Raw genomic sequence first — 23,972 nt, 5'->3', positions numbered from 1 at the left:
TAAGAGCCAGGCACACGCGAGGGAGCAGCAGGATGAGCACGCAGGCGATCTATTCGGTAGAGACGACTGGTAGTGACGTTGTCGCGGCACTGCTCGGTTCCGGCTTCAACGGGTCGATCCACCGGCCAGGAGACGAGCAGTACGACGCACTGCGCCAGTCGATCGTCCCCACCTTCGACTCCCGCCCGCTGGTGGTCGCAGAGGCCAGCAGCCGCACAGACGTGCAGGCAGCGGTACGCACCGCCCGGCAACTCGGGCTGCCGATCGCAGTGCAGGCCACTGGGCACGGCACTCGGGTACCGGCCGACGGGGGCATCCTGCTCAAGACCTCGGCCATGACGTCAGTACTGGTCGACCCGCAGCGCATGGTCGCCAAGGTCGGCCCGGGAACCCGCTGGGGCGCAGTGATCGACGCCGCCGGGCAGTTCGGGCTGGCACCGCTGGCTGGATCGTCACGCGACGTCGGAGTCACCGGCTACACGCTCGGCGGCGGTGTCGGCTGGCTCGCCCGGAAGTACGGGTTCGCAGCCGACAGCGTGATCCGTGCCGAGGTGGTAACCGCAGACGGCCGTTTCGTCACCGCGAGCGCCGACGAGCACCCGGACCTGTTCTGGGCGATCCGCGGCGGCAGCGGCAACTTCGGGATCGTCACCTCACTCGAGTTCCGCCTGTACTCCGTGCCGCAGGTCCACTCCGGCATCGTGTACTTCACGATCGACAACGCGGCTGAGACGCTCAAGTTCTACCGTGACTGGTCCGCCACCATCCCCAACGAGCTCAGCACGGCCGTCCTCCTGACCCGCACCCCCGACGGCACCCGCGCCCTCGCGATCAAGGCCTCGTACTCCGGTGAGCCCGAGCTGGCCGAACACCTCCTCAAGCCCCTCTTCGAGGTCGCGGGCCGACGACTGGCCGGTGAACTCAAGACCACCCCGTACGCCGAATCGTCGATGGGTGGCACCCCGGCCCGCTACCTCGACCTGCTCGACACCCTCGACGACGAACTGCTCGACCAACTTGCCGAGCTGCCCAGTGCGACCGTCGAGATCCGCCACTGGGGTGGCGCGATGGCGCACCCCGGTCCCGGCGCCGGCCCGGTCGGCCACCGCGAAGCGGCGTACTCGCTGATCATCGACCAGGAGATGCCTGAGCTACCCAGCACCGGCCGGACGTTCCTGAACTTCCTGGCCGACCCGGCTCGCGCGACCTCGGCGTACTGCGAAGCCGATCTGGCCCGTCTCCGCGCGGTCAAGCGCGCCTACGACCCGGACAACTTCTTCCACCTCAACCACAACCTCAAGCCCTGACATGGAACGGCCCGGCTCCCCACGAGAGGGGAGCCGGGCCGGTCTGTGCGGAACCTCAGGCGGTGCCGGAGTTGCCGTAGACGGTGACGTGCACGTGGTCGTAGTGGTTGGCCGTGGCGCCGCCACGGTCCTCCATCGCGCGCCAGCCTTCGCTGCTGCGCTGGACCGTCCAGATGTGCTGCTGCCAGATCAGCTGGCTGACGCCCATCGCCTTGCGGTTGGCCTTGAGCCAGTCGGCGATCTCCTGGCCGGTCTCGCCGCTGACCATGATGTCGAGCGCGTGACCGCTGGAGTGCTCGCTGCCGCTGTCGCCACTGCGGAGACCGCCGTACGACGTGACGGAGGGGAACAGGTGGCAGATCGCGCGGTGCACCCGGATGGCGTCCGCGGTCAGGCCTTCCTCGACGCTGGAGCCGGACTTGCAGGCTGCCTGCGACGCGGTGCCCTCGACGGACTCCTCGACCGGCTTGGTCGCGGCCAGGTACTGCGCCTTGACCCAGCGGGAGACGCCGTCGCGGACGATCTCGGCCCAGACGCCCTGGACCTTGCCGGTGACGGAGACCTTGCTGCCCTTTTCCAGGACGGTCAGCAGGTTGCCGGTGACCGGGGCCGACCAGACGTTGAGGTCGGTGGTGGTGAACTTGCTGCCGATGATCTTCGGCGGAGCCACGGTCTTCACGCTCTCCGCTGCCCGGGTCTTGACCGAGCCGGGCTTCGGGATCGGAGCCTGCTTCTTCAGGTGCTTTGCGACCGGCGCCTTCGAGGGCGCCTGCGTCGGAGTGAGGTCCAACGACGGACGATTGGCATCCCGGCTGGTCGGTGCCTCACGCTTCAGCTGCAGGGGCGAGCTGGCGGTAGTCACGTCGTGCTTCGGGGCTTCGTCGGGGAATGCGACTGCGGAGCCGGTGGCCAGTAGAGCCACCGCGGCGCCTGGAATCGCAACCTTCACGATGCCGGGGCCGATCACCTTGGGGCGCGGTTGACGGTGCCGCGCCTGTCTATGCCGTCCTTCAGCCACTGCGTTCACCCAATCTGCCGAGATCAAAACGTTATCGACCGGAGGAGTCAAGCACACTTCCTGACGTGACCACCAACTGGCGCGGCGTTTTAACGAATTACGTACATGCCGCACGCTCAGCGGTTGTGATTTACCGCGCGGCGGCGGGGTGTGGTGTCTGGTTGACTGCCGGTCATGGCTGATCTCGGGTTCAGGGTCGAACCGGGCGCGGTGGCCCGGATCGTGATCGACCGGGTACCCAAACGGAACGCGCTCACGCGGGCCATGTGGGAGGCATTGCCGGGACTGCTGGCCGGGTTGGCCGCGGATCCCGAGGTGAAGGTCTTGCTGGTTACCGGCGCGGGTCCGAGCTTCTCGGCCGGCGCTGACATCGGCGAGTTGGTCTCCGGAGCTGATCCGGCCGATCCGATGGCTGAACTCCGGGCTCACAACTTGAGGGCGCAGGCGGCGCTGCGTGAGTTCCCGAAGCCGACGGTCGCCGTGATCCGGGGTCACTGCATCGGCGGTGGGCTGGAGATCGCGGTCAACTGCGACTTCCGGTTCGCGGCGAGCGGGTCGACGTACGGCGTGACGCCCGCACGGATCGGCGTGGTGTATCCGCCGGCGGCGATCAAGGTTCTGCTCGATCTGGTGGGGCCTGCGACTGCGAAGTACCTGCTGTTCAGCGGTGAGCTGCTGACGGCGGAGGAGGCGTATGCGAAGGGTCTGGTCGATCGGATCTTCGCCGAGGATGCGCTCGATGCGGGGGCGGCCGAGTTCGCGGAGACGCTGATCTCGCGGTCGCAGCTGACCATTCGCTCGGCGAAGGAGACGGTCAATGCGCTGCTGGCCGGGAGGGACGCGGATTCGCTTGCGTTCCGGCGGTACCAGGAGACGATCGGCGATAGTGAGCTGGTCGAAGGCATCACTGCCTTTCAGGAGAAGCGAGCGCCGAAGTTCCCTTGGCGAGGGTGACTCGGGGTGATCGCACCGGTACATCGCGTTGACCGATTAGCGGGGATTACGGATGGGCACTTGAGTTGGGTGCCGCCAACCCCCGCACTGGTGGCCAGAGGAGATAAGGGAGGCTTCATGCTCATCCTCGGACTGATCCTGTTGATTCTGGGATTCGTGTTGAGTATTCCGGTCCTGTGGACGATCGGAATCGTGCTGCTCGTGATCGGAGCTGTGCTGTTCCTGCTGGGATCGACCGGTCGTGCTGTCGGGGGACGCCGCCACTGGTTCTGATCTGCGGAGGTGGACGAACCCCGCGAGCCGTCGGCTCGCGGGGTTTTGTCTGTGCGGGTCGTACGATCCGACGGTATGAAGTACCTCGTACTGATCTACGGCGGCGACAGGCCGAGCGGCTCTCCGGCCGATCTCGCGGCTGTGCGTGCGCTGACGAAGTTCAAGGGCGAGCTGGCCGTGAGTGGTGAGCTGGTCAGCTCCGAGGGGCTGTCGTTGCCGAGCGACGGCCGGGTCGTCCAGGTCCGCGACGGCGCCAAGGTGGTCACCGACGGGCCGTACGGTGAGGCCAAGGAGCAACTCGCGGGCTACTTCCTGGTCGATGTCGCGGACGACGACCGCGCTCAACAGGTAGCGGGCCATGTCTCCACCATCATCGGCGACCGCGTCGAGCTCCGCCCGACAGTGCTCAGCACCTAGCCCGTCCGCTGGGCCTTAAGCGGCGACAGTTGCTGCTTCGCGGTCAGCTGCGCGCTTCTTGCCGACCAGCAGGCCTGTACCGACCAAGCCGACCGCGATGAATGCCCAGCACGCCGCGAACGCGACCCGGTAGCCCGACACGAGGGCGGTCGGCGTGGACCCATGCGTGTTGCCGACCGCGACCGCGGACAGGACCGCGATCCCCACCGCTCCACCGATCTGGAACGTCGCGTTCTGCAGCCCCGACGCCATCCCGGAGTCCTTCTCGGCCACCTCGCTCAGTGCTGCGATCGCCCCGGCCACAGACCCCGCGCCGAGTCCCGCCCCGAAGATGGTCAGCCCCCAGAACGCGACCTCGAAGTACCCGGACGACACGGACAGCAGGCTCATCACGGTACTTCCGATGCCGGCCACGATGAGCGATGCGGCAGCGATCGGACGCGGCCCGATCCGGGTGACCAGGTTCTGCCCGACAATCGATCCGCCGACCGCCGCGGCCGCCAGCACCGAGGACATCAACCCGTAGCGGATAGCCGACGTGCCGAGGGCGAGCTGGGCGTACTGCGTGTAGACGAAGTTCAACCCGAAGGCGGTCAGCCCCCAAGTCATCCCGATCAGGTTGCCGCCGACCACCGCGCGCGACCGGAAGATCCGGAGCGGGACGAGCGGTGCTGCCGACCGCTGCTCCACCAGGACGAACAACGCGAACAGGGCGGCTGACACCAGGGCCAGCAACGTGGGCCGGCCGGCTGATGAGGTGGGTGCTTCGATTACGGCGTACACGAGGACGATCAACGCAGCCGTCACTGTGACGGCACCGGCGACGTCGAAGCCGCGGCGGCCGGGTCCACGGCTGTCCTTGAGTAGTACCGGAGCCAGGGCGACCACGAGCAGGCATACGGGCACGTTGATGAAGAAGATCCACTGCCAGCCGAGCCCGTCCGTCACTGGTCCGCCGATGAGCGATCCGGCCGTACCGCCGACGCCACTGGTCGCTCCCCAGATACCCAGCGCCTTGTTCCGCTCAGCACCGTCCGGGAACGTCGTCATCACGATAGAGAGCGCACTAGGAGCCAGTACTGCGGCAGCGATCCCCTGCAGACCGCGTGCGAAGACCAGTGCATCTCCTGACCACGCGAAGCCGCACAGGAGTGAGGAGGCCGCGAACAGCAGCAGCCCGGCGATCAGTACGCGCCGACGGCCCAACAGGTCCGACACCCGCCCACCGAGGAGCAGTAGGCCGCCGAACATCAATGCATAGCCACTGGGCACCCACTGCACGCCACCAGTGGAGAAGGTCAGCTCACGCTCGATCGACGGCACCGCGACCAGCACGATCGACGCGTCCAGAATGATCATGAACCCAGCCAGGCACAGCAGGGCCAGCGCGAACCAGCGCTTCGGATCGGGACTGTTCTCCATGATGCGGTGCCTCCAGTACTCCGGACACCCGGGCTGGGCGCCTCTTGCCCGGTACGTCGGACCCCTGGTCGACGGCTCGACATTTTGGCTCGCCATGTCGAGATCAGCCGGTGCGGCTACGACGTACCGGGTGAGAGGGGGTCACCGGGACCTCCGCAACCGTCAGGATGGTGCCTGTGAAGTACATGCTGCTGATCTACAGCAACGAGGAGAGCTGGGCCGGACTGACGGCCGAGCAGCGCGACGGCCTGGCCCGGTCGCACGCGGAGCTGATGCACGAGCTGACCGAACAGGGCATGCTGGTCAGTGCCGCCGGACTGGCCGATCCGATCACCACCCGGACCGTCTCCGTCCGCGGCGACACCCTGACCACGACCGACGGACCGTACGCCGAAGCCAAGGAGCACCTGGCGGGCTTCTACCTGGTGGAGTGCGACGACATCGACCAGGCGATCGACTACGCCGCCCGGATGCCGGACGCGAAGTACCTCGCCGTGGAGGTGCGACCTGTGATGGACAGCTCCGGGCTGGAGATGTGAGCGACTTCGAGCTCCTGCTACGGGAGGAGACGCCGCAGGTACTCAGTGCGCTCGTCCGGCACTACGGGCACTTCGACCTGGCCGAGGAGGCTGTGCAGGAGGCCCTGCTCGCTGCTGCCCAGCAGTGGCCGGAGGAGGGCGTGCCGGACAATCCGCGCGGCTGGCTGATCAGGGTCGGCTCGCGGCGGTTGACCGACCTGCTCCGGAGCGAGTCGGCCCGGCGCCGGCGGGAGGAGAACGCGGCCAACCTCGCCGCTCCCGAGGAGTTCGTTGCCTCGGCTCCGGATGTCGACGACATGGCCGGGCGGGACGACACGTTGACCTTGCTGTTCCTGTGTTGCCATCCGGCGGTATCGGCTGCGTCGCAGATCGCCTTGACCCTAAGGGCTGTCGGCGGTTTGACCACCGCGCAGATCGCCGCCGCGTTTTTGGTGCCTGAGGCAACTATGGCGCAGCGCATCAGCAGGGCCAAGCGCAGTATCAAGCAGGCGGGCAGTACTTTCGAGATGCCGCCCGAGGCTGAGCGGGATGCCCGGATGGGTGCTGTGCTGCATGTTCTGTACTTGATCTTCAACGAGGGTTACACCGCGTCGTCGGGGACGTCGTTGCACAGCGCGGAGCTGACGACGGAGGCGATCCGGTTGGTACGCGGGGTGCGCCGGTTGCTGCCGGATGACGGTGAAGTGCAAGGGCTGCTGGCGTTGATGTTGCTCACCGATGCGCGGCGGCCGGCCCGGACCGATGCCGACGGCGGGCTGGTTCCGCTGGCCGATCAGGATCGGTCGAAGTGGAACAAGGCGGCGATCGTCGAGGGCGAGGCGCTCGTCACCGACGCGTTGTCGCGGACCCAGCTCGGTCCGTACCAGGTGCAGGCTGCGATTGCTGCCGTGCATGGGACTGCGGAGCGGTCGGAGGACACTGACTGGCCGCAGATCGTCGCGCTTTATCAGGTACTGGAGCAGATCTCGGACAATCCGATGGTGACGCTGAACCATGCGGTGGCGGTGGCGATGGCGACTGGACCTAAGGAAGGGCTGGCTGTTTTGGAACCGCTCGATTCCGACAACCGGATCACCGAGCACCATCGGCTGGAGGCTGTTCGCGCGCATCTGCTGGAGATGTCGGGTGATCTCGACGGAGCTCGTGCCAGCTACCTGCAGGCGGCCCGGCGTACGACGTCGATCCCCGAACGCAACTACCTGCAATCCAAGGCAGACCGGCTGAGCTAGCCGCTCGAGAACGGCCAGCTCAGCCACGGCCGTCAGTGCTTGAAGGCGTCCTTGGCCTTCTCGCCGGCCTGCTTGAGGTCGCTGACGCCCTGGTCCGTCTTGCCTTCGGTCTCCAGGCTGTCGTCACCCGTGACCTTGCCGACGACCTCCTTGGCCTTGCCCGCCAGGTCCTCTGCCGCGTTCTTGGCCTTGTCTGCGAAGCTCATCTGATTTTCCTTCCCTAGTGGGTGAACCGGCCCACCGACTGCCCCCTGCAGCAACCGGTGGCCCGGCCGCGGCGCCCCCCGTCCGAAGCGCCGACAGTGGGTGAGTCGGACCCAGCCGGTACTTCGTCACGCCCTCGTGACCCAAGTCACCCCCGACCGTGAAGCCGCAACACCGGAGGCCGAGTCGCGCCGCCGCCGGTGGTGTGTCAGTTTGGGAGGGTGGATCTCACCAAGGCATCGCTCCTGCGCGAGATGCTGACCGGGACGGAGCTCGGCAGCCGTACGACCGAGTTCGCCCACTCGCTGCGCAGGTTCACCACCCGGACGGGCGGCCTGATGCTGTTCGGCCCGGCCGAGGACGAGCCCTGGCACCTCACCGCCCACCTGGACGACGAGCTGCACCGCGCCGGCATCGAGGACATCCGCCCGTCGCTGGTCCGCTGGGCCCCACCGCCGGACGCGCCCCCGCACCTGTCGATCGGCCTCGACCGTCTCCGCGAATCGGGCCGTGGCGAGTCGCTCCTCGTCGTCACCGAGCAGACTCCGGCCGACACACTGCTGGAGCGCATCGACGACGTACGCCGGCGCGGTACGACGATCTTCAGTATCGACAACGGCAACAAGGATCTGGCGTCCCTCTCGCACGAGTCACTCGTCCCCGAACTCCTGGTCCCGAGCAGCTTCGGCGCAGGCTGGATCAGCCACCCGGTAGGCCAGGACCACGACGAGCCCGACCACGGCCGCCACGCGATCCCCGACGAAACCCTGACCGCCCTCCGCGAGGCAGTGGCCGGCTTCGAAATGACCCAGCACCTGGTCAGCCTCGCGGTAGCCGACGAAGACACCAGCCAACCCGCCGGCTGGCGCCGCTCCCTCCGCACCTTCATAGAACGCCTCAGCGGCGAACCCGCCTAACACCCCACCGGCGGCGCCCATGTACCGACGAACAGGACGTCCTGCGGGAATACCGACGGAGCCGGCCGCTCGTGAGCGTGGGTGGCCGGCGCGGACGGGACTACTGCCTGTTATTCGGTACCGAAACCGAAGTCAGCTGTCCTGGAGACCAGCGAGCAGGGGGTAGCGCGATTCCATCTCGGAGTCGTCGTCGAAGTCGAAGTTCTCGCCCGCCGGGATGTCCGGACTGTCGATACCGGCCGCCTCGACGACCTCCCAGTACTCCGCGCTGGAGCCGCCCGCCGCCTCGTAGGCATGCTGAGCCACGCTCAGCATGCCTTCGCCGTTGAACCCCTCGAACCCCTCGCCGAGATCCTCGTCGACCACATCGGCCAGCGAGTCCGGATCGGCCAGCGCGGCCTCCCAGGTCTCCCGGCCCTGCGCGACCAGCCAGCCGCGGAAGTAGTCGAACCCGTCGTCGGAGGCACCGCCGTTGATCAGGTACGCCGCACCCCACAGATCCTGCCGGTACGACTCCGCCTGCAACCGCTCCCACTCGACGCCGAACCCGGCGATCTCCTCCAGCGCCAACTCACCCAGCGCCTTGGTCAACGCGTCAGCGACTCCATCCGGATCCGCGACGGTGTCATCCACCTCAACCCGAGCCGCCTCGACAAGCTCCCAGAACCCATCCCTGTCCACCCCGAAATCGTGTCACGAAACCCGGTCCACAAGCACGCGGTCAGCTGAAGTTTTGATTCGGACGGGTGGTTACCAGGGCTGATCGAGGAGGGATCGGAGGTCGGTGGGGAGGGTTAGGTGGGCGCCGGCGAGGGCGGTGGTGAGGTAGGTGGGGGTGGAGATGCCGATGATGGGGGTGATGGCGGGGGTGCCGCCGGTGAGCCAGGCGATGACTGCTTCGCTGAGGGTGACGCCCAGTTCGGTGGCGACCTTGGTGAGGGCCTCCAGGCGGCGGGTGGTGCCGGGGTGGTCGAAGGCCTCGTGGAAGGGACGGTCGTCGCGCTCGTAGCCGCCGGACATCAGGGGGCTGTAGGCGAAGAGTTGCTGGTCCGGGTTGAGCTCGGCGTAGTCGAGGACCTCGTCGGTGATCCAGCCGAAGCGGTGGTCGTGGGCGTGGTCGCGGACGAACGGCCTCGGCTGTACATACGAGTAGCGCAGTTGCAGCGCAGTCGGTGCCTCCACGCCCTGCTGCTCGGCCAGCCCGCGCATCCGCTCCACGCGCCAGAGTGCGTAGTTCGAGAGTCCGATCCGGCCGACCTTGCCGGCGGCGACGTGCTTGCCGAACGCGCCGACGGTCTCCTCCAAGGGCGTCTCGCGGTCGTCGCGATGCGCGAAGTACAGGTCGATGTGGTCGATGCCGAGGCGGCGCAGTGATGTCTCCAGGGCCGCGTCGATCGCCTTGGTGCTCAGTCCCTCGGACTTCTCCGGATAGCTCCCCGGCCACAGCGGCTCGCAGCCGACCTTGGTGGCGAGCTTGACCCGGTCGCGGACCCCTGGCCGACTGGCGAACCAGCGGCCGAGCAGCTCCTCGCTCTGTCCGCCATGGCCGCTCTCGTGCTGCCAGAAGGCGTAGCAGTTGGCCGTGTCGATCCAGACGCCACCGGCATCGACGTACGCGTCCAGCAGAGCGAAGGAGGTCTTCTCGTCGATCCGGGTGCCGTACTCCATGGCCCCGAGGGCGATGTTCAGCTCAGTCATACCCAGAACCCTCGATGCTGGAGTTCTCTCTAGGTCAACAGTATCGACCAGTAGATGAGACGATTGATGTCGAATGTCGGACATTCATGCAAAACTACAGCCATGAGCGAGTACCTGGCCGAGGACGATGTGATCGATCATTCGCATCCCGCGATCACCTCTCTGGCCGCCCGGCTCCGCGCCGAAAACCCCGGTACTACGGACTTCGCCCGCGCCGCCTTCGACATCACCCGCGACGAGGTGAAGCACTCGATGGACGTCGCCGATCCGGTGGTCACGGTGACGGCGTCCGAGGTACTCGAGCAAGGCACCGGCCTCTGCTTCGCCAAGTCGCACCTGCTCACCGCGCTGCTCCGGGCCGAGGGCGTGCCGGCCGGACTCTGCTACCAGAAGCTCTCCAACGGCCGTGGCGGCCACTTCCTGCACGGCATGGTCGCGGTCTACCTCGACGGTGAGTGGCACCGCCAGGACCCGCGCGGCGACAAGCCGGGCGTGACCACCGAGTTCTCCCTGACCGACGAGCGCCTCGCCTATCACCCGCGCGACGAGCTGGGCGAAGCCGACCTCGAGCCCATCCTGGCCAGCCCTGATCCAGGCCTGGTCGCAGCGCTTCGGAACGCCGACAACACCATCGAGCTGGTCCTGCAGGACGGCCTTCCCGCCGATCTCGCAACCCGCGACGACCTCCCGCGTACTGCACCACCCGGGTAGGGTTTGTTTTCTTCGGCCCCGGGCCGGCTGAACTTACCGGCGTCCGCAGGGGTACGGCGGTCAGACAACCGGCCCGGGACCGAGGCAAACAACCGTCAAGACCAGCGCGCGAACACCTCAGCTGCGACCTCGTCCGTACTCCGGCCGCCCGTCGCCACCGAGAAATCACTGGGGTCGTCAGCGGTCAATTGCGCCGACAACTCGGCGGCACGCGCCGCCAGCCTGGCAAGGTCGTCACCCTCCTCGCGCCCGCGCCGCTCGATCCGGAGAGCCAACTCGCCGTCGGACGCGTCCAGCCGGCAGATCAGCACCGGCCCGCCCGTCGCCTCCTCCAGCAGCCGCCGTTCTTCCACGCTCTCGACGACCCCCGCCACGATGAGCCGCTGACTCCCGGCCTTCTGGTAGTTCGCCCACACGGCAGACAGATTGGTCGCCTTCAACCGCGCGTTGTACGGATCGTCGGCCGGAGCCGGCCAAACCGCCCCCAGCAAATCGAGGTCGGCGAAGGCAGGAGCCTGCCCCAGATCGATGCACCGATCCCAGACCCGCCACCCCACGGTCGTCTTCCCGACGCCCGGCGCCCCGGACAGTACGAGCGCAGCCGTACTACGCATTGCCCCGCGTCGACGTCCTGACCACGAGCTCCGGCGTGAAGGTCACCCGTTGATGCTCGTGATCCGGGTTCGAAGACTCGTCCAGCAGCAACTCCGCCGCCGTCCGACCGAGCAGCTGACGCGGTTGTCGCACCGAGGTCAGCGGTACTGCGGCAGCCGCCGCGAACTCGATGTCGTCATACCCCACGATGGCGAGATCCTCCGGTACTCGAAGCCCGAGGCTCACGCATTGCTGCAGCAACCCCAACGCCAGCAGGTCGTTTGCGCAGAACGCCGCCGTCGGTCGCCGATCCGCGGGCAGCCCGGCAAGTCGTTGCCCAGCGCCCCTACCTTCGGCGACCGTCAGCGCACCGGTCAGCACGTCGACCAGGCTCTCCGGCGGCAGGCCCGCCTTCCGCAACGCCTCGTGCGCGCCCTCGCGCCGATCACGGACCTGGCCGATCGTGTTCGGCCCGCCGACGAAGGCGACCCGCCGATGCCCGAGCTCGATCAGGTGCGTCAGCGCGACCTCGCCGCCCAGCACGTCGTCGACCGCCACCGAGCAGTGTTCGCCGTCGTCGATCGCGCGGTCGACCACGACGACCGGCGTACCGCGGTTGGGCAGTGTGCTGAGGCGGGACGAGTCGGGGTCGAGCGGCGTGATCAGCACGCCTTGAACGCGTTGCTGCTCGAGCAGGTCGAGGTAGTCCGCCTCGCGCCCCGCGTCCTCGTTGCTGTTGCAGAGAAAGACCGACAGGCCGGCCTTCTCCGCCGCCTCCTCGACGCCGCGCGCGACGTCGGTGAAGAACGGGTTGCCCGCGTCGAGCATCAGGTAGGCGATGATCCGGCTCGAGCCGGCCCGCAGTTGTCGTGCCGATTCGTTGCGGACGAAGCCGAGCGACTCCATCGCGGATTCGACCTTGGCGCGGGTCGTCGGGCTGACCATTTCCGGCCGGTTCAGGACGTTCGAGACGGTACCGAGTGAGACGCCGGCCGCGGCCGCGACGTCCTTCACGCCGGCCGCGGATCGGGTCGCGCCACCAGGCCGCAAGCGACGGGCCTGCCGTCGAGCGCCGGCCTTCGCCAGCCGCGCCTGATCCCGGGCTGCGTTCGGGGTGCGGGGCGGGCTCGGCGTACGGGGTGGATTCGGCGTGGCGGCCGGGTCCGGCGTACGGCGTGCGCGGTCCGCAGCGCCACTCGGTGCCACGCGGCCTCCCCGGGGTTGAAACGTGATAGCGGACGAAGCGTACCTGTTTTCCGGTGGAAAACCTCAGTGTTTCCCAGCGGTTGTCCACAGACTCCGCCCAGCCCCTTGACGGCCCGAGCGACCCGCCATTACCTTCGTGCAATCTTCTTGAAACCTTTCAGCAACGACCTTTCAACGACCACCAGAACCCGCCGGAGGTGAGCATGCCGACCGAAGCCCCAGTACTGCGGGTGCGTGAGGTGTCGAAGTCGTTCGGCGCCGTCGCCGCCGTCCAGGGCGTCTCCTTCGACCTGTACGGAGGAGAGGCGCACGCGTTGGTCGGTGAGAACGGTGCGGGCAAGTCCACCATCGTGAAAATGCTGGCGGGCGTGCATCGCCCGGACGCCGGCACCCTCGAGCTGGACGGCGCGCCGATCGAGCTGACCAGCCCGGCCGACGCCAAAGCAGCCGGGATCGCGGTGATCTACCAGGAGCCGACGCTGTTCCCCGATCTGTCCGTCGCGGAGAACATCGCGATGGGCCGGCAGCCACTGGGTCGTTTCAAAACCATCGACCGCGCGGCGATGATCAAGCAGGCCGAGCAGCTCTTCAGCAGGCTCGGTGTGGCGATCGAGCCGAGCCGTCCGGCGCGCGGTCTGTCGATCGCCGACCAGCAACTGGTCGAGATCGCGAAGGCCTTGTCCGCCGACGCCCGGGTCGTGGTGATGGACGAGCCGACCGCGGCGCTGACCGGTGTCGAGGTCGAGCGGTTGTTCGCGGTGGCGCGATCGCTGCGCGACGACGGCGCCGCGCTGGTCTTCATCTCGCACCGGTTCGAGGAGATCACCGCCCTGTGCGAGCGGGTGACGATCATGCGCGACGGCAAGCACGTCTCGACCGACCTGGTCAGCGAGGTCAGCGTCGACGAGATGGTCCGCCGGATGGTCGGCCGCGAGCTGGGCGCGCTGTTCCCCAAGCAGGACGTGACGCCGGGCGCGGTGGTGCTGAGCGTGGCCGGATTGACCCGCGATCCCGTCTTCGCCGACGTCTCCTTCGAGGTCCGGGCCGGCGAGATCGTCGCGCTGGCCGGGCTGGTCGGTTCGGGCCGGTCCGAGGTGGTCCAGTCGATCTTCGGCGTCGACCCGCGCGACGCCGGCACGGTCAAGGTCGGCGGCAAGACTTTGAAGGCGGCGTCGCCCCGCGCCGCGATGGCTGCCGGGGTCGCGCTGGTGCCGGAGGACCGTCGCCAGCAAGGCCTGGTGATGGAGCTGTCGATCGAGCGCAACGTGACGCTGCCCAGGTCGCGGGCGCTCTCCCAGCTGGGTTTTCTCACCGGCAGCAGTGAGCGTCGCTCGGCCAAGGAGTGGACCCAGCGGCTGAAGACGAAGTACGGCCGGCTGTCGGACGAGGTCGGCACCTTGTCGGGTGGCAACCAGCAGAAGGTCGTGCTGGCCAAGTGGCTGGCGACGGCGCCGAAGCTGCTGATCGTCGACGAGCCGACCCGCGGCATCGACGTCGGTACGAAGGCGGAGGTGCACCGGTTGATGTCCAGCCTCGCCGCGGAAGGAGTCGCCGTCCTGATGGTGTCGTCGGAGCTGCCCGAGGTGCTCGGGATGGCCGATCGGGTGCTCGTGATGCGCGAGGGCCGGTTGGTCGCCGAGCTCGACCGCGAGCGGGCCACCGAGGAGTCGGTCATGTTCGCCGCAATGGGACAGGAGGCCTCGGTATGACCCCCGCACCGACCCGAGCCAATTCCGGTTCGAGCCCAGCGCCGGGGGCCGAGAGCACCGCCGCCGGCGCCGGTCCGGACCCCAGGTCCAGCGCGGCGTCGAGCCGAGCGGGTGCCGCTGACGGTCCGGCAGCCACCGCTCCGCGGTTCTCGCTCGATCTGGTGTTGCGGGCTCGCGAGCTGGGCATCGTGCTGGCGCTCGCCGTGCTGGTCGCGGTGACCACGATCTCCAACCCGCGGTTCCTGTCCGGCCAGAGCATCCGCGACATCCTGCTCGGCACCGCGATCCTGGCCGTTCTGGCGGTCGGCCAGGCCGTGGTGGTGATCACCCGCAACATCGACCTCTCGGTGGGATCCGTGCTCGGCCTGAGCGCGTTCACCGTCGGCACGCTGCTGCGGGATCACCCAGGACTACCTGTCGTGCTGGCTCTGCTGATCGGCGCCGCGGTCGGCGGTGTCTGCGGCGCGGTCAACGGCGTACTCGTCCGCTACGGCAACGTCCCCGCTCTGGTCGTCACGCTCGGCACCTTGTATGTCGTCCGCGGCATCACCTACTTCTGGGCCGGCGGCCAGCAGATCAACGCGGACGAGCTGCCGTCGGGCTTCCTCGACTTCGGCAACGCGACCTTGCTGGGCGTTCCCTACCTCGTTCTGATCGCGCTGCTGGTCCTCGTCGTCACCGGCGTCGTCCTGCGGAACTACCGCGTCGGTCGCGAGCTGTACGCGATGGGCTCGAGCCCGCAGGCCGCGAGACTGGCCGGCATCTCGGTCGGGCGACGCACGATCGGCGCCTTCGGAGTCAGTGGGGCACTGGCCGGCCTGGCCGGGGTTCTCTTTGCGGCCCGGTTCGGAACCATCGACGCCGCAGCCGGCACCGGATATGAGCTGAATGTCGTCGCCGCGGTCGTGGTCGGCGGGGTCGCCGTCTTCGGCGGCAGCGGTTCGGTGTGGGGCGCAGCGCTCGGCGCTCTGCTGCTGACCACGATCGGCAGCTCGCTCGCGGTGCTGGAGATCAACCAGTTCTGGCAGCAGGCGATCGTGGGCGGCCTGATCCTGCTAGCTATCGGCGCCGACCGCCTGGTCGCCGCCCGAATGGCCGCGTCTCTGAAGAAGCGAGGCTCCCATGTCAGCTGACACCAGCATCGCTCCCGACCGCACGCCGGCCTCCGGCGGCGGTGGCGGCCGCGCTGCCACGGCCGGCCTGGCCGGGCGGCTCGCGAACTGGAACGTGGCGATCATCGCAGTCACCATCGTCGTGCTGATCGTCGCCTCGGCGACCGTGGAAAACTTCGGCACCTCGCAGAACTTCGGCTTCCTCGTCCTCGATCTGCTGCCGATCGCACTCGTCGCTTTGCCGATGACGCTGGTGATCGTGACCGGCGAGATCGATCTGTCGGTGGCGAGCACGCTCGGTCTCTGCAGCGCGGTGATGGGCTCCCTGTGGAACTCGAACCAGCCGATCGAGACGATCATCCCGCTCTGCCTCCTCCTCGGCGCGGTCCTGGGAGCGGTGAACGGCTTCTTCGTCACCGTGCTCGGTCTGCCGTCCCTGGCCGTCACCATCGGCACCCTCGCCCTGTACCGCGGCCTGGCATTCGTAGTACTGGGCGACAGCGCCGTGGCCGACTTCCCGGTTCAATACACCGACTGGGTGACCGGCAACATCGGCGGTACGTCGATCCCGAACGTGCTGCTCATCATCGTCGTCTTGGCCGTCGTGTTCGGCATCTTGCTCCACGCGACGCCGATCGGCCGGGCTGTCTTCGCGGTCGGCGCGAGTGAGCAGGCTGCCCGCTTCGCCGGCGTCCGCCCCGGCCGCCTCAAGTTCTGGCTGTATGTCGTCAGCGGCCTGGTGTCCGGTCTCGCCGGAGTGCTCTGGACCCTGCGGTACTCCAGCGCGCGGGCGGACAACGGCGCCGGACTCGAGCTGGCGGTCGTCGCGGCCGTCCTGCTCGGCGGTGTCTCCATCTTCGGCGGCAAGGGCGCACTGCCCGGCGTGATCGCCGGTGTCGTCCTCCTCGCCTCACTGCAGAACGCCTTGCGACTGTCCGACGTCTCGAACGAAGCGCTCAACGTCGTCACTGGTGTCCTGCTGATCGTCTCCGTGCTCGCCCCGAATCTTGCCAACGCCGTCCGCAGTTCTGTCCAGCGCCGCCGGCACCGGACCACCAATCCCCTGTAAGGCCACTTGTCCAGAAAGGACAGCTCATGTCTTTCCGCATCTCTCGCCGCCTCGCGGTGCCGCTGTCGACGGTGGCCGTCGCCTCCCTCGCGCTCACCGCGTGCGGCGGCGGCACCACCAAGTCGAACACCGCGAACGACGCCGGCAGCGCCCCCAGCAGCACCACCTCGGCAGCGGCCGACCCGAACGCGCCGCTGAAGGAAGGCCTCAAGATCGCCTACCTGCCCAAACAGCTCAACAACCCGTACACCGACGTCGAGGTGGGCGGCGGCAAGGTCGCGGTCGGTGAGCTCAAGGGTGAGTACAAGCTGGTCGGTCCGAACGACGCCAGCGCGTCCTCGCAGGTCAGCTACATCAACACGCTGATCCAGCAGACCCAGGACGTGATCGTGGTCGCGGCCAACGACCCGAACGCGGTCTGCCCGTCGCTGAACCAGGCCCGCAAGGCCGGCATCAAGGTCGTCTCGTTCGACTCCGACGCCTCGAAGAACTGCCGGGACGCGTTCATCAACCAGGCCACCACCCAGGGCATCGGCGAGAGCCTGGTGAAGATGGCCAGTGAGCTGGCCGGCGGCTCTGGTGAGATCGCCGTCCTGTCCGCCACCCCGAACGCGACCAACCAGAACTCCTGGATCGAGGTGATGAAGACCGAGCTGGCCAAGCCGGAGAACGCCAAGCTCAAGCTGGTCAAGGTTGCCTACGGCAACGATGACGACCAGAAGTCGTTCACCGAGGCGCAGGGTCTGCTGCAGTCGTTCCCGAACCTCAAGGTGATCGTGTCGCCGACCACGGTCGGCATCGCCGCCGCCTCGCGCTACGTCAGCGCCTCCAACTACAAGGGCAAGGTCGCGATCACCGGCCTCGGCCTGCCGAACCAGATGCGCAAGTTCGTCAAGGACGGCACGGTCAAGAAGTTCGCGCTCTGGAACCCGGCCGACATCGGCTACCTCGCCGCGTACGCCGGCGCCGCGCTCAAGTCCGGCCAGATCACCGGCGCCGAGGGCGAGAAGTTCAAGGCGGGCAAGCTCGGCGACTACACCGTCGGCGCGGACGGTGAGATCGTGCTCGGCCCCCCGACCGAGTTCACCGCCGCCAACATCGACAAGTTCGACTTCTGAGCACGTTGTCGTCATGAACCGCTACTGCTTCTGCCTCCAGGTCCGGCCGGACCGGCTGGACGAGTACGTCGAGCGCCACCGGCACGTGTGGCCCGACATGCAAGCCGCGCTGTGCGACTCCGGCTGGCACAACTACTCGCTCTTCCTCCGCGACGACGGCCTGCTGGTCGGGTACGTCGAGGCCGAGGACCTGGAGGCGGCGCAGAAGGCGATGGCCGCGACCGAGGTGAACACCCGCTGGCAAGCGGAGATGAGCGCGTTCTTCACAGGCATCGACGGGCGGCCGCCGGACGAGTCGTTCGTGTTGCTGCCCGAGATCTTCCATCTGACTCCGAGTACCGAGGACTGATATGACCACCGTGAGCGATGCACTGAGCCGTCAGGAGATCGAGCTGCCCTCGTGGGCGTTCGGCAACTCGGGGACCAGGTTCAAGGTGTTCAGCCAGCCCGGGGTGCCGAGGTCGCCGGAGGAGAAGATCGCGGACGCGGCCGTCGTCCACAAGTACACCGGGGTGGCGCCGAGTGTCGCGCTGCACATCCCGTGGGACAAGGTCGACGACTACGCGGCGCTCGGGGCATACGCCAAGGAGCAGGGCGTCCGGCTCGGCGCCATCAACAGCAATGTCTTCCAGGACGACGACTACAAGCTGGGCAGTGTCACCAACCCGGATCCACGGATCCGGCGCAAGGCGACCGACCACCTGCTCGAGTGCATCGACATCATGGACGCCACCGGTTCGCGGGACCTGAAGCTGTGGTTCTCCGACGGCACGAACTACCCGGGCCAGGACGACCTCTGGGATCGGCAGGACCGGCTGGCCAAGGCGCTCAAGGAGGTCTACGACCGGCTCGGCGACGACCAGCGGATGCTCCTGGAGTACAAGCTGTTCGAGCCGGCCTTCTATGCGACCGACGTGCCCGACTGGGGTACGTCGTATGCGCACTGTCTCGAGCTCGGACCGAAGGCCGTGGTGTGCATCGACACCGGGCACCACGCGCCGGGGACGAACATCGAGTTCATCGTGGCGTTCCTGCTGCGGGCGAAGAAGCTCGGCGCGTTCGACTTCAACAGCCGGTTCTACGCCGACGACGACCTGATGGTCGGTGCGGCCGACCCGTTCCAGTTGTTCCGGATCATGAACGAGATCGTCCGCGGCGACGCCCTCGACCCGGATCGCGGGATCGCCTTCATGCTCGACCAGTGCCACAACATCGAGGCCAAGATCCCGGCCATCATCCGCTCGGTGATGAACGTCCAGGAGGCGACCGCCAAGGCGCTGCTGGTCGACCGCGACGCGTTGCGCAAGGCCCAACAGGACGGTGACGTACTGGCTGCGAACGCCGCGATCATGGACGCCTTCAACACCGACGTCCGTCCGCTGCTCGCCGACCTACGGATCGCCCAGGGCCTCGACCCGGACCCGGTCGCTGCCTATCACCGCAGCGGCTACTTCGAACAGATCACCAAAGACCGAGCCGACGGCCAGCAGGCCGGATGGGGAGCATGAACGTGTCTGAACCAGCCGCCGCCGAACTTGTTGCGCGAAGCAACAGATTGGGCGCCGACCCGCGCAACACGAACTACGCGGGCGGCAACACGTCTGCGAAGGGCACTGCGACGGACCCCGTGACACAGCAACCTGTCGACCTCGTCTGGGTGAAGGGTTCCGGCGGCGATCTCGGCACGCTGACCGCCGCCGGACTTGCGGTACTGCGGCAAGACCGGCTGAACGCCCTCGTCGAGGTCTACCCCGGCGTGGACCGCGAAGACGAGATGGTCGCTGCCTTCGACTACTGCCTCCACGGCAAGGGTGGAGCCGCACCGTCGATCGACACCGCCATGCACGGGCTCGTGGACGCGCCGCACGTCGACCACCTGCACCCTGACTCGGGGATCGCGTTGGCGACAGCGGCCGACGGCGAGAAGCTGACCGCGGAGTGCTTCGGCGACCGCGTCGTGTGGGTGCCGTGGCGGCGACCCGGGTTCCAGCTCGGACTCGACATCGCGCAGGTCAAGAAGGACAACCCGCAGGCGATCGGAGTGATTCTGGGCGGCCACGGCATCACCGCCTGGGGCAATACCTCTGCCGAGTGCGAGGCAAACTCACTCGACATCATCCGGACGGCGGAGCGCTTCCTCACGGAGCGGGGCAAGGCTGAGCCGTTCGGGAGCGTCGTACCGGGGTATGAGGCTCTGCCTGAGGCCGAGCGGCGGCAGCGGGCGGCGGCGTTGGCGCCGGTGATCCGTGGGCTGGCTTCGACCGACAATCCGCAGGTGGGGCACTACAACGACTCCGAGGGCGTGCTGGAGTTCACTGCTCGGGAACGGTTGGGCGAGCTGGCCGCGCTGGGGACGTCGTGCCCTGACCACTTCCTGCGTACGAAGGTCCGGCCGCTCGTTCTCGATCTACCTCCGACAGCTTCGGTCGAGGAGGCGACGCTCCGGCTCAGGGAGCTGCATCTGCGGTATCGCGAGGACTACGCGGCGTACTACGACCGCCATGCGACGCCGGACAGCCCGCCGATGCGCGGTGCCGACCCGGCGATCGTGTTGGTGCCCGGTGTCGGGATGTTCAGCTTCGGCAAGGACAAGCAGACCGCTCGGGTGGCCGGCGAGTTCTACCTGAACGCGATCAACGTGATGCGTGGCGCGGAGGCAGTCTCGACCTACTCGCCGATCGACGAGAGCGAGAAGTTCCGGATCGAGTACTGGGCGCTCGAGGAGGCGAAGCTGCAGCGGATGCCCAAGCCGAAGCCGCTCGCCACCCGGGTCGCCTTCGTGACCGGTGGCGGTTCCGGCATCGGCAAGGCGATCGCCCAGCGACTGGCCGACGAGGGTGCCTGCGTCGTCGTCGCGGATCTCGACCTGGCCGCTGCCGAGGCAGTCGCGAAGGAGATCGGTACTACCGACCGCGCGGTCGCCGTCGGTGCGGATGTGTCGGATGGCGCGGCCGTCGAGCGGGCGATGCAAGACGCCGTGCTCGCTTTTGGTGGCGTCGACCTGGTCGTCAACAATGCCGGTCTCTCGATCTCGAAGCCGCTGCTGGAGACCACCGAGAAGGACTGGGATCTGCAGCACGACGTAATGGCCAAGGGATCCTTCCTGGTCTCTCGCGCCGCTGCGAAGGTGCTGATCGACCAAGGCATCGGCGGCGACATCGTCTACATCTCCAGCAAGAACGCTGTCTTCGCAGGCCCCAACAACGTCGCGTATGGCGCAGCCAAGGCCGACCAAGCACACCAGGTCCGGCTGCTGGCGGCCGAGCTGGGTGAGTACGGCATCCGCGTCAACGGCGTGAACCCTGATGGGGTCGTTCGTGGCTCCGGGATCTTTGCCAAGGGGTGGGGTGCGCAACGCGCCGCGGTCTACGGCGTACCGGAATCTGAGTTGGGGGCGTTCTACGCGCAGCGCACGCTGCTCAAGCGCGAGGTGCTGCCGGAGCACGTGGCCGCAGCCGTCTTCGCTCTCGCCGCTGGGGATCTGTCCCAGACGACTGGCCTGCATGTACCCGTCGACGCCGGCGTTGCTGCCGCCTTCCTACGCTGAGGAGTTTCGCCATGTGGAGCAGTGATCCGAGCCGCTCGGTGGACGGGCATGGCGTGCTGCCATGGGTCGAACCGCGGAAGACGCGGATCGGGCTGGTGGCGGGTGGGCTGGGCGCGTACTGGCCGCAGTTCCCCGAGTTGCTGCCGCAACTGCAGGTGTCGGCGCGACGCGTGTCGGAGAGGTTCTCCGCGCTTGACTGCGAGGTGATCGATGTCGGCTTCATCTCCGATGCCACGGAAGGCGCGGCGGCGGCCGAGAAGCTGAGGCTCGCGGATTGCGATCTGATCGTCGGGTTTCTCACGACTTACATGACCGCGTCGATGCTGGTGCCGATCGCGCAGCGCAGTGGGGCGCCGGTGCTGCTGCTCAACCTGCAGCCGACGGAGTCGATGGATCACGCTTCGTTCGATACCGGTGCCTGGCTCGCGTACTGCGGTGCTTGTCCGTTGCCCGAGATGGCGAACGCCTTCGAGCGCTGCGGGATCGACTTCCGGTCGGTCTCGGGGTACGTGGAGGACGAGCGTGCGTGGGCCCGGATCGAGCGGTGGCTGAAGGCGGCTGGGGTCCGGGCGGCGTTCCGGCACGGGCGGCATGGCCTGCTGGGGCATCTCTACCCCGGGATGATGGATGTGATCACCGATCCGACGCTGGTCTCGGCGCAGCTCGGCGGGCATGTCGAGATTCTGGAGATCGACGATCTGCGGGTCCGGGTCGAGAAGGTGACCGAGGCGGAGACGGCGCTGCGGATGAAGGTCGCCCGGGAGATCTTCACGCTGGACGATTCGGTCAACGAGGACGACTTCCGGTGGGGTGCGACGGTGTCGGTCGCGCTGGATCGGCTGGTCGAGGACTTCCAGCTGGATACGCTGGCGTACTACCACCGGGGGCTCGACGGCGAGACGCACGAACGTGTCGCTGCGGGGATGATCCTCGGCGCATCGTTGCTCACGGCAAGGGGTGTGCCTGCGGCGGGCGAGTACGAGCTGCGGACGTCGCTGGCGATGCTGGTGATGGACAAGCTGGGCGCGGGCGGTTCGTTCACCGAGCTACAGGCGCTGAACTTCCACGACAACGTGGTGGAGATGGGTCATGACGGTCCAGCCCACCTGGCGATCAGCGCTGCCAAGCCGTTGCTCCGTGGGCTTGGCGTCTACCACGGTAAGCGCGGTTGGGGCGTCTCCGTCGAGTTCGACGTCAAGCACGGCCCGGTTACTGCGCTCGGCCTCGGCCAACTCCGCGACGGCTCCTTCCGCCTGATCGCCTCCGAGGGCGAGGTCGTCCCTGGTCCTCTCCTCCAGATCGGCAACACCACCTCCCGCGTCGACTTCGGCTGCGACCCCGGCGAATGGACCGACGCCTGGTCAGCATCCGGCATAGCCCACCACTGGGCCCTGGGCACCGGCCACCGCGTAGCCGAGCTGAAAGCAGTAGCCGACCTCCTCCACCTAGACCTCCGCGTCGTCAAGGTCTGAGGCCCGCCCATGCCCGTCAACCTCGCAGCCGTAGACCTAGGCGCCTCCAGTGGCCGAGTCATGCTGGCCCACGTCGACGGTGGTGCCAGTCAACTGAATCTGGACGAGGTGCACCGGTTCTGGAACGGCCCGGTGCGACTGGGGGACACGCTCCACTGGGACGTTCTTGCTCTGTACCGCGAGATGCTCGTCGGGTTGAGGCAGGCGCGCTCGGTGGACGGGGTGGGTATCGACTCCTGGGCTGTCGACTACGGGCTACTTGATGCTGATGGCAGGTTGCTCGGGAATCCTGTGCATTACCGGGATGGGCGGACCGATGGGGCGATGGAGCGGGTTCTGCGGAGCATCTCGGCGGATGAGTTGTATGCGGTGACCGGGTTGCAGCAGTTGCCGTTCAACACGATCTATCAATTGGCGGCTGAGCGGGGGCTTGAGCGGGCTGCGACGTTGCTGATGATTCCGGATCTGCTGGGGTATTGGCTGACCGGCGAGGTGGGGGCCGAGGCGACGAACGCTTCGACTACGCAGTTGTACGACGTGCGGGCTCGGGGGTGGAGCGCGGAGCTGGCGGGGCGGATCGGAGTACCGGAAGGGTTGTTGCCGGGGATTCGGGAAGCTGGGCAGGTGATCGGGGGGTTGCTGCCGGCGGTTGCTGAGGAGACGGGGCTTGATCCGGCTACTCCGGTGATCGCGGTGGGGTCGCATGACACCGCGTCGTCGGTGGTTGCGGTGCCGGCCGCGGAGGAGGAGCGGTTCGCCTACATCTCGTCGGGGACGTGGTCGCTGGTCGGGCTGGAGCTCGACGAGCCGGTACTGACCGCCGAGGCGCAAGCGGCGAACTTCACCAACGAAGGGGGTGTCGACGGCCGGATCAGGTTCCTGCGGAACGTGATGGGGCTGTGGATTCTGCAGGAGTGCCTGCGGGTGTGGGGGGATGACGATCTGCCGGGACTGCTGCGCGCGGCCGCCGAGGCGCCGGCGTTCGCAGTACTGATAGATCCTGACGATCCGAGTTTCCTTGCCCCCGGCAACATGCCGGGGAGGATCGAGGAGTTCTGCGCACGCTCGGGGCAGGAAGCGCCTAGGTCGCGAGCAGCTGTCGTGCGGTGTGTGTTGGAGAGTCTCGCGCTCGCCTACCGCCGGACGCTTCGGCTGGCGCAGGAAGTCGCCGGGCGGGAGATCGACGTAGTCCACGTGATCGGTGGCGGTTCTCAAAACGAGTTGCTCTGCCAGCTCACCGCGGATGCCTGCGGTCTACCCGTCCTGGCAGGCCCAGTCGAGGCATCCGCCGTCGGCAACGTACTGGTCCAGGCGCGAGCCCTAGGAGAACCACTCCCCGATCTGACCGCGATGCGCGCGCTGGTCCGCGCAACCCACAAGCTGCGGCCCTACCGGCCGCAGGGCAAACCGGCCGACTGGGACGCCGCCGAGTCCCGGGTGTTCGGAACAAGGTGAC

The 23,972-nt window shown here is 67.7% G+C and carries 24 protein-coding genes; 17 read left to right on the top strand and 7 right to left on the bottom strand.

Annotation, left to right across the window (positions count from 1 at the left end; genetic code table 11):
- Positions 1-32 precede the first annotated feature (32 nt).
- Entirely contained in the window at positions 33-1,307 is a 1,275-nt protein-coding gene (locus tag AB0M15_RS11175) for an FAD-binding protein (RefSeq protein ID WP_363816359.1), read from the top strand.
- 55 nt (positions 1,308-1,362) lie between these two features.
- Here AB0M15_RS11175 and AB0M15_RS11170 read toward each other — a convergent pair whose 3' ends face one another.
- On the bottom strand, positions 1,363-2,229 hold the full coding sequence (locus tag AB0M15_RS11170) for an SH3 domain-containing protein (RefSeq protein WP_363816357.1): 867 nt from the start codon (positions 2,227-2,229) through the stop codon (positions 1,363-1,365).
- A 270-nt stretch (positions 2,230-2,499) separates the two neighbouring features.
- Between AB0M15_RS11170 and AB0M15_RS11165 the strand changes: the two genes are divergently transcribed.
- The 3 genes from AB0M15_RS11165 to AB0M15_RS11155 all read left to right on the top strand — a co-directional run bounded on the left by AB0M15_RS11165 (position 2,500) and on the right by AB0M15_RS11155 (position 3,969).
- Entirely contained in the window at positions 2,500-3,279 is a 780-nt protein-coding gene (locus AB0M15_RS11165) for an enoyl-CoA hydratase/isomerase family protein (protein WP_363816355.1), read from the top strand.
- A gap of 117 nt (positions 3,280-3,396) precedes the next feature.
- Positions 3,397-3,552, top strand: coding sequence for a DUF6131 family protein (locus AB0M15_RS11160; protein WP_343966921.1), 156 nt, complete (start codon positions 3,397-3,399; stop codon positions 3,550-3,552).
- A 75-nt stretch (positions 3,553-3,627) separates the two neighbouring features.
- Positions 3,628-3,969: a YciI family protein gene (locus tag AB0M15_RS11155; RefSeq protein WP_363816352.1), complete on the top strand. Its 342-nt coding sequence runs from the start codon at positions 3,628-3,630 to the stop codon at positions 3,967-3,969.
- A gap of 15 nt (positions 3,970-3,984) precedes the next feature.
- Here AB0M15_RS11155 and AB0M15_RS11150 read toward each other — a convergent pair whose 3' ends face one another.
- Complete coding sequence (locus AB0M15_RS11150; RefSeq protein ID WP_363816350.1) at positions 3,985-5,391, bottom strand: MFS transporter; 1,407 nt, start codon at positions 5,389-5,391, stop codon at positions 3,985-3,987.
- A gap of 185 nt (positions 5,392-5,576) precedes the next feature.
- On the opposite strand from AB0M15_RS11150, the gene AB0M15_RS11145 reads away from it, so the two are divergent.
- Positions 5,577-5,930: a YciI family protein gene (locus AB0M15_RS11145; protein WP_363816597.1), complete on the top strand. Its 354-nt coding sequence runs from the start codon at positions 5,577-5,579 to the stop codon at positions 5,928-5,930.
- A complete protein-coding gene (locus tag AB0M15_RS11140) occupies positions 5,927-7,159 on the top strand; it encodes an RNA polymerase sigma factor (RefSeq protein WP_363816348.1) in 1,233 nt (410 codons plus the stop codon). The genes AB0M15_RS11145 and AB0M15_RS11140 overlap by 4 nt, the downstream gene beginning before the upstream one ends.
- 32 nt (positions 7,160-7,191) lie before the next feature.
- On the opposite strand, the gene AB0M15_RS11135 is transcribed toward AB0M15_RS11140, so the two are convergent.
- Positions 7,192-7,365, bottom strand: coding sequence for a CsbD family protein (locus AB0M15_RS11135; protein ID WP_328332045.1), 174 nt, complete (start codon positions 7,363-7,365; stop codon positions 7,192-7,194).
- Positions 7,366-7,584: 219 nt separating this feature from the next.
- Here AB0M15_RS11135 and AB0M15_RS11130 point away from each other — a divergent pair, with 219 nt between their 5' ends.
- Positions 7,585-8,280 carry a hypothetical protein gene (locus tag AB0M15_RS11130; RefSeq protein WP_363816346.1) on the top strand — a complete coding sequence of 232 codons (696 nt, stop codon included), beginning with the start codon at positions 7,585-7,587 and terminating at the stop codon, positions 8,278-8,280.
- 132 nt (positions 8,281-8,412) lie between these two features.
- Here AB0M15_RS11130 and AB0M15_RS11125 read toward each other — a convergent pair whose 3' ends face one another.
- On the bottom strand, positions 8,413-8,961 hold the full coding sequence (locus AB0M15_RS11125; protein WP_363816344.1) for a DUF4240 domain-containing protein: 549 nt from the start codon (positions 8,959-8,961) through the stop codon (positions 8,413-8,415).
- Between the two features lie 69 nt (positions 8,962-9,030).
- A complete protein-coding gene (locus tag AB0M15_RS11120; RefSeq protein ID WP_363816342.1) occupies positions 9,031-9,978 on the bottom strand; it encodes an aldo/keto reductase in 948 nt (315 codons plus the stop codon).
- 102 nt (positions 9,979-10,080) lie between these two features.
- Here AB0M15_RS11120 and AB0M15_RS11115 point away from each other — a divergent pair, with 102 nt between their 5' ends.
- Positions 10,081-10,689 (top strand): transglutaminase family protein, encoded by a 609-nt coding sequence (locus tag AB0M15_RS11115; RefSeq protein WP_363816340.1) that lies wholly within the window; start codon positions 10,081-10,083, stop codon positions 10,687-10,689.
- A 95-nt stretch (positions 10,690-10,784) separates the two neighbouring features.
- On the opposite strand, the gene AB0M15_RS11110 is transcribed toward AB0M15_RS11115, so the two are convergent.
- Positions 10,785-11,303 (bottom strand): hypothetical protein, encoded by a 519-nt coding sequence (locus AB0M15_RS11110; protein WP_363816338.1) that lies wholly within the window; start codon positions 11,301-11,303, stop codon positions 10,785-10,787.
- On the bottom strand, positions 11,296-12,489 hold the full coding sequence (locus tag AB0M15_RS11105; protein WP_363816336.1) for a LacI family DNA-binding transcriptional regulator: 1,194 nt from the start codon (positions 12,487-12,489) through the stop codon (positions 11,296-11,298). Before AB0M15_RS11105 ends, AB0M15_RS11110 begins: the two co-directional genes overlap by 8 nt.
- A gap of 203 nt (positions 12,490-12,692) precedes the next feature.
- Between AB0M15_RS11105 and AB0M15_RS11100 the strand changes: the two genes are divergently transcribed.
- From AB0M15_RS11100 to AB0M15_RS11060, 9 genes are read left to right on the top strand one after another with little or no spacing between them, the layout of a single operon-like run.
- Entirely contained in the window at positions 12,693-14,198 is a 1,506-nt protein-coding gene (locus AB0M15_RS11100; RefSeq protein WP_363816334.1) for a sugar ABC transporter ATP-binding protein, read from the top strand.
- Positions 14,195-15,331 (top strand): ABC transporter permease, encoded by a 1,137-nt coding sequence (locus tag AB0M15_RS11095; protein ID WP_363816332.1) that lies wholly within the window; start codon positions 14,195-14,197, stop codon positions 15,329-15,331. The genes AB0M15_RS11100 and AB0M15_RS11095 overlap by 4 nt, the downstream gene beginning before the upstream one ends.
- Complete coding sequence (locus AB0M15_RS11090) at positions 15,321-16,379, top strand: ABC transporter permease (RefSeq protein ID WP_363816330.1); 1,059 nt, start codon at positions 15,321-15,323, stop codon at positions 16,377-16,379. Before AB0M15_RS11095 ends, AB0M15_RS11090 begins: the two co-directional genes overlap by 11 nt.
- 26 nt (positions 16,380-16,405) lie before the next feature.
- A complete protein-coding gene (gene rhaS, locus AB0M15_RS11085; RefSeq protein WP_363816328.1) occupies positions 16,406-17,497 on the top strand; it encodes a rhamnose ABC transporter substrate-binding protein in 1,092 nt (363 codons plus the stop codon).
- A 13-nt stretch (positions 17,498-17,510) separates the two neighbouring features.
- Positions 17,511-17,846: an L-rhamnose mutarotase gene (locus AB0M15_RS11080; protein WP_363816326.1), complete on the top strand. Its 336-nt coding sequence runs from the start codon at positions 17,511-17,513 to the stop codon at positions 17,844-17,846.
- Between the two features lies 1 nt (position 17,847).
- Positions 17,848-19,005, top strand: a complete 1,158-nt coding sequence (rhaI, locus tag AB0M15_RS11075; protein ID WP_363816324.1) for an L-rhamnose isomerase — start codon at positions 17,848-17,850, stop codon at positions 19,003-19,005.
- The gene (locus tag AB0M15_RS11070; RefSeq protein WP_363816322.1) at positions 19,002-21,044 is read left to right on the top strand and encodes a bifunctional aldolase/short-chain dehydrogenase; all 2,043 of its coding nucleotides are present in this window, start codon (positions 19,002-19,004) and stop codon (positions 21,042-21,044) included. The genes rhaI and AB0M15_RS11070 overlap by 4 nt, the downstream gene beginning before the upstream one ends.
- A gap of 11 nt (positions 21,045-21,055) precedes the next feature.
- Complete coding sequence (locus tag AB0M15_RS11065) at positions 21,056-22,516, top strand: L-fucose/L-arabinose isomerase family protein (RefSeq protein ID WP_363816320.1); 1,461 nt, start codon at positions 21,056-21,058, stop codon at positions 22,514-22,516.
- Positions 22,517-22,525: 9 nt separating this feature from the next.
- Entirely contained in the window at positions 22,526-23,971 is a 1,446-nt protein-coding gene (locus tag AB0M15_RS11060; RefSeq protein WP_363816318.1) for a rhamnulokinase family protein, read from the top strand.
- The last annotated feature ends 1 nt before the right edge of the window (position 23,972 follow it).

Source organism: Kribbella sp. NPDC051718, from assembly GCF_040681515.1.
Classification (GTDB): Bacteria; Actinomycetota; Actinomycetes; order Propionibacteriales; family Kribbellaceae; genus Kribbella.
The sequence above is the reverse complement of the archived record's forward strand: the minus strand, read 5'-3'. Positions and strand labels throughout refer to the sequence as shown.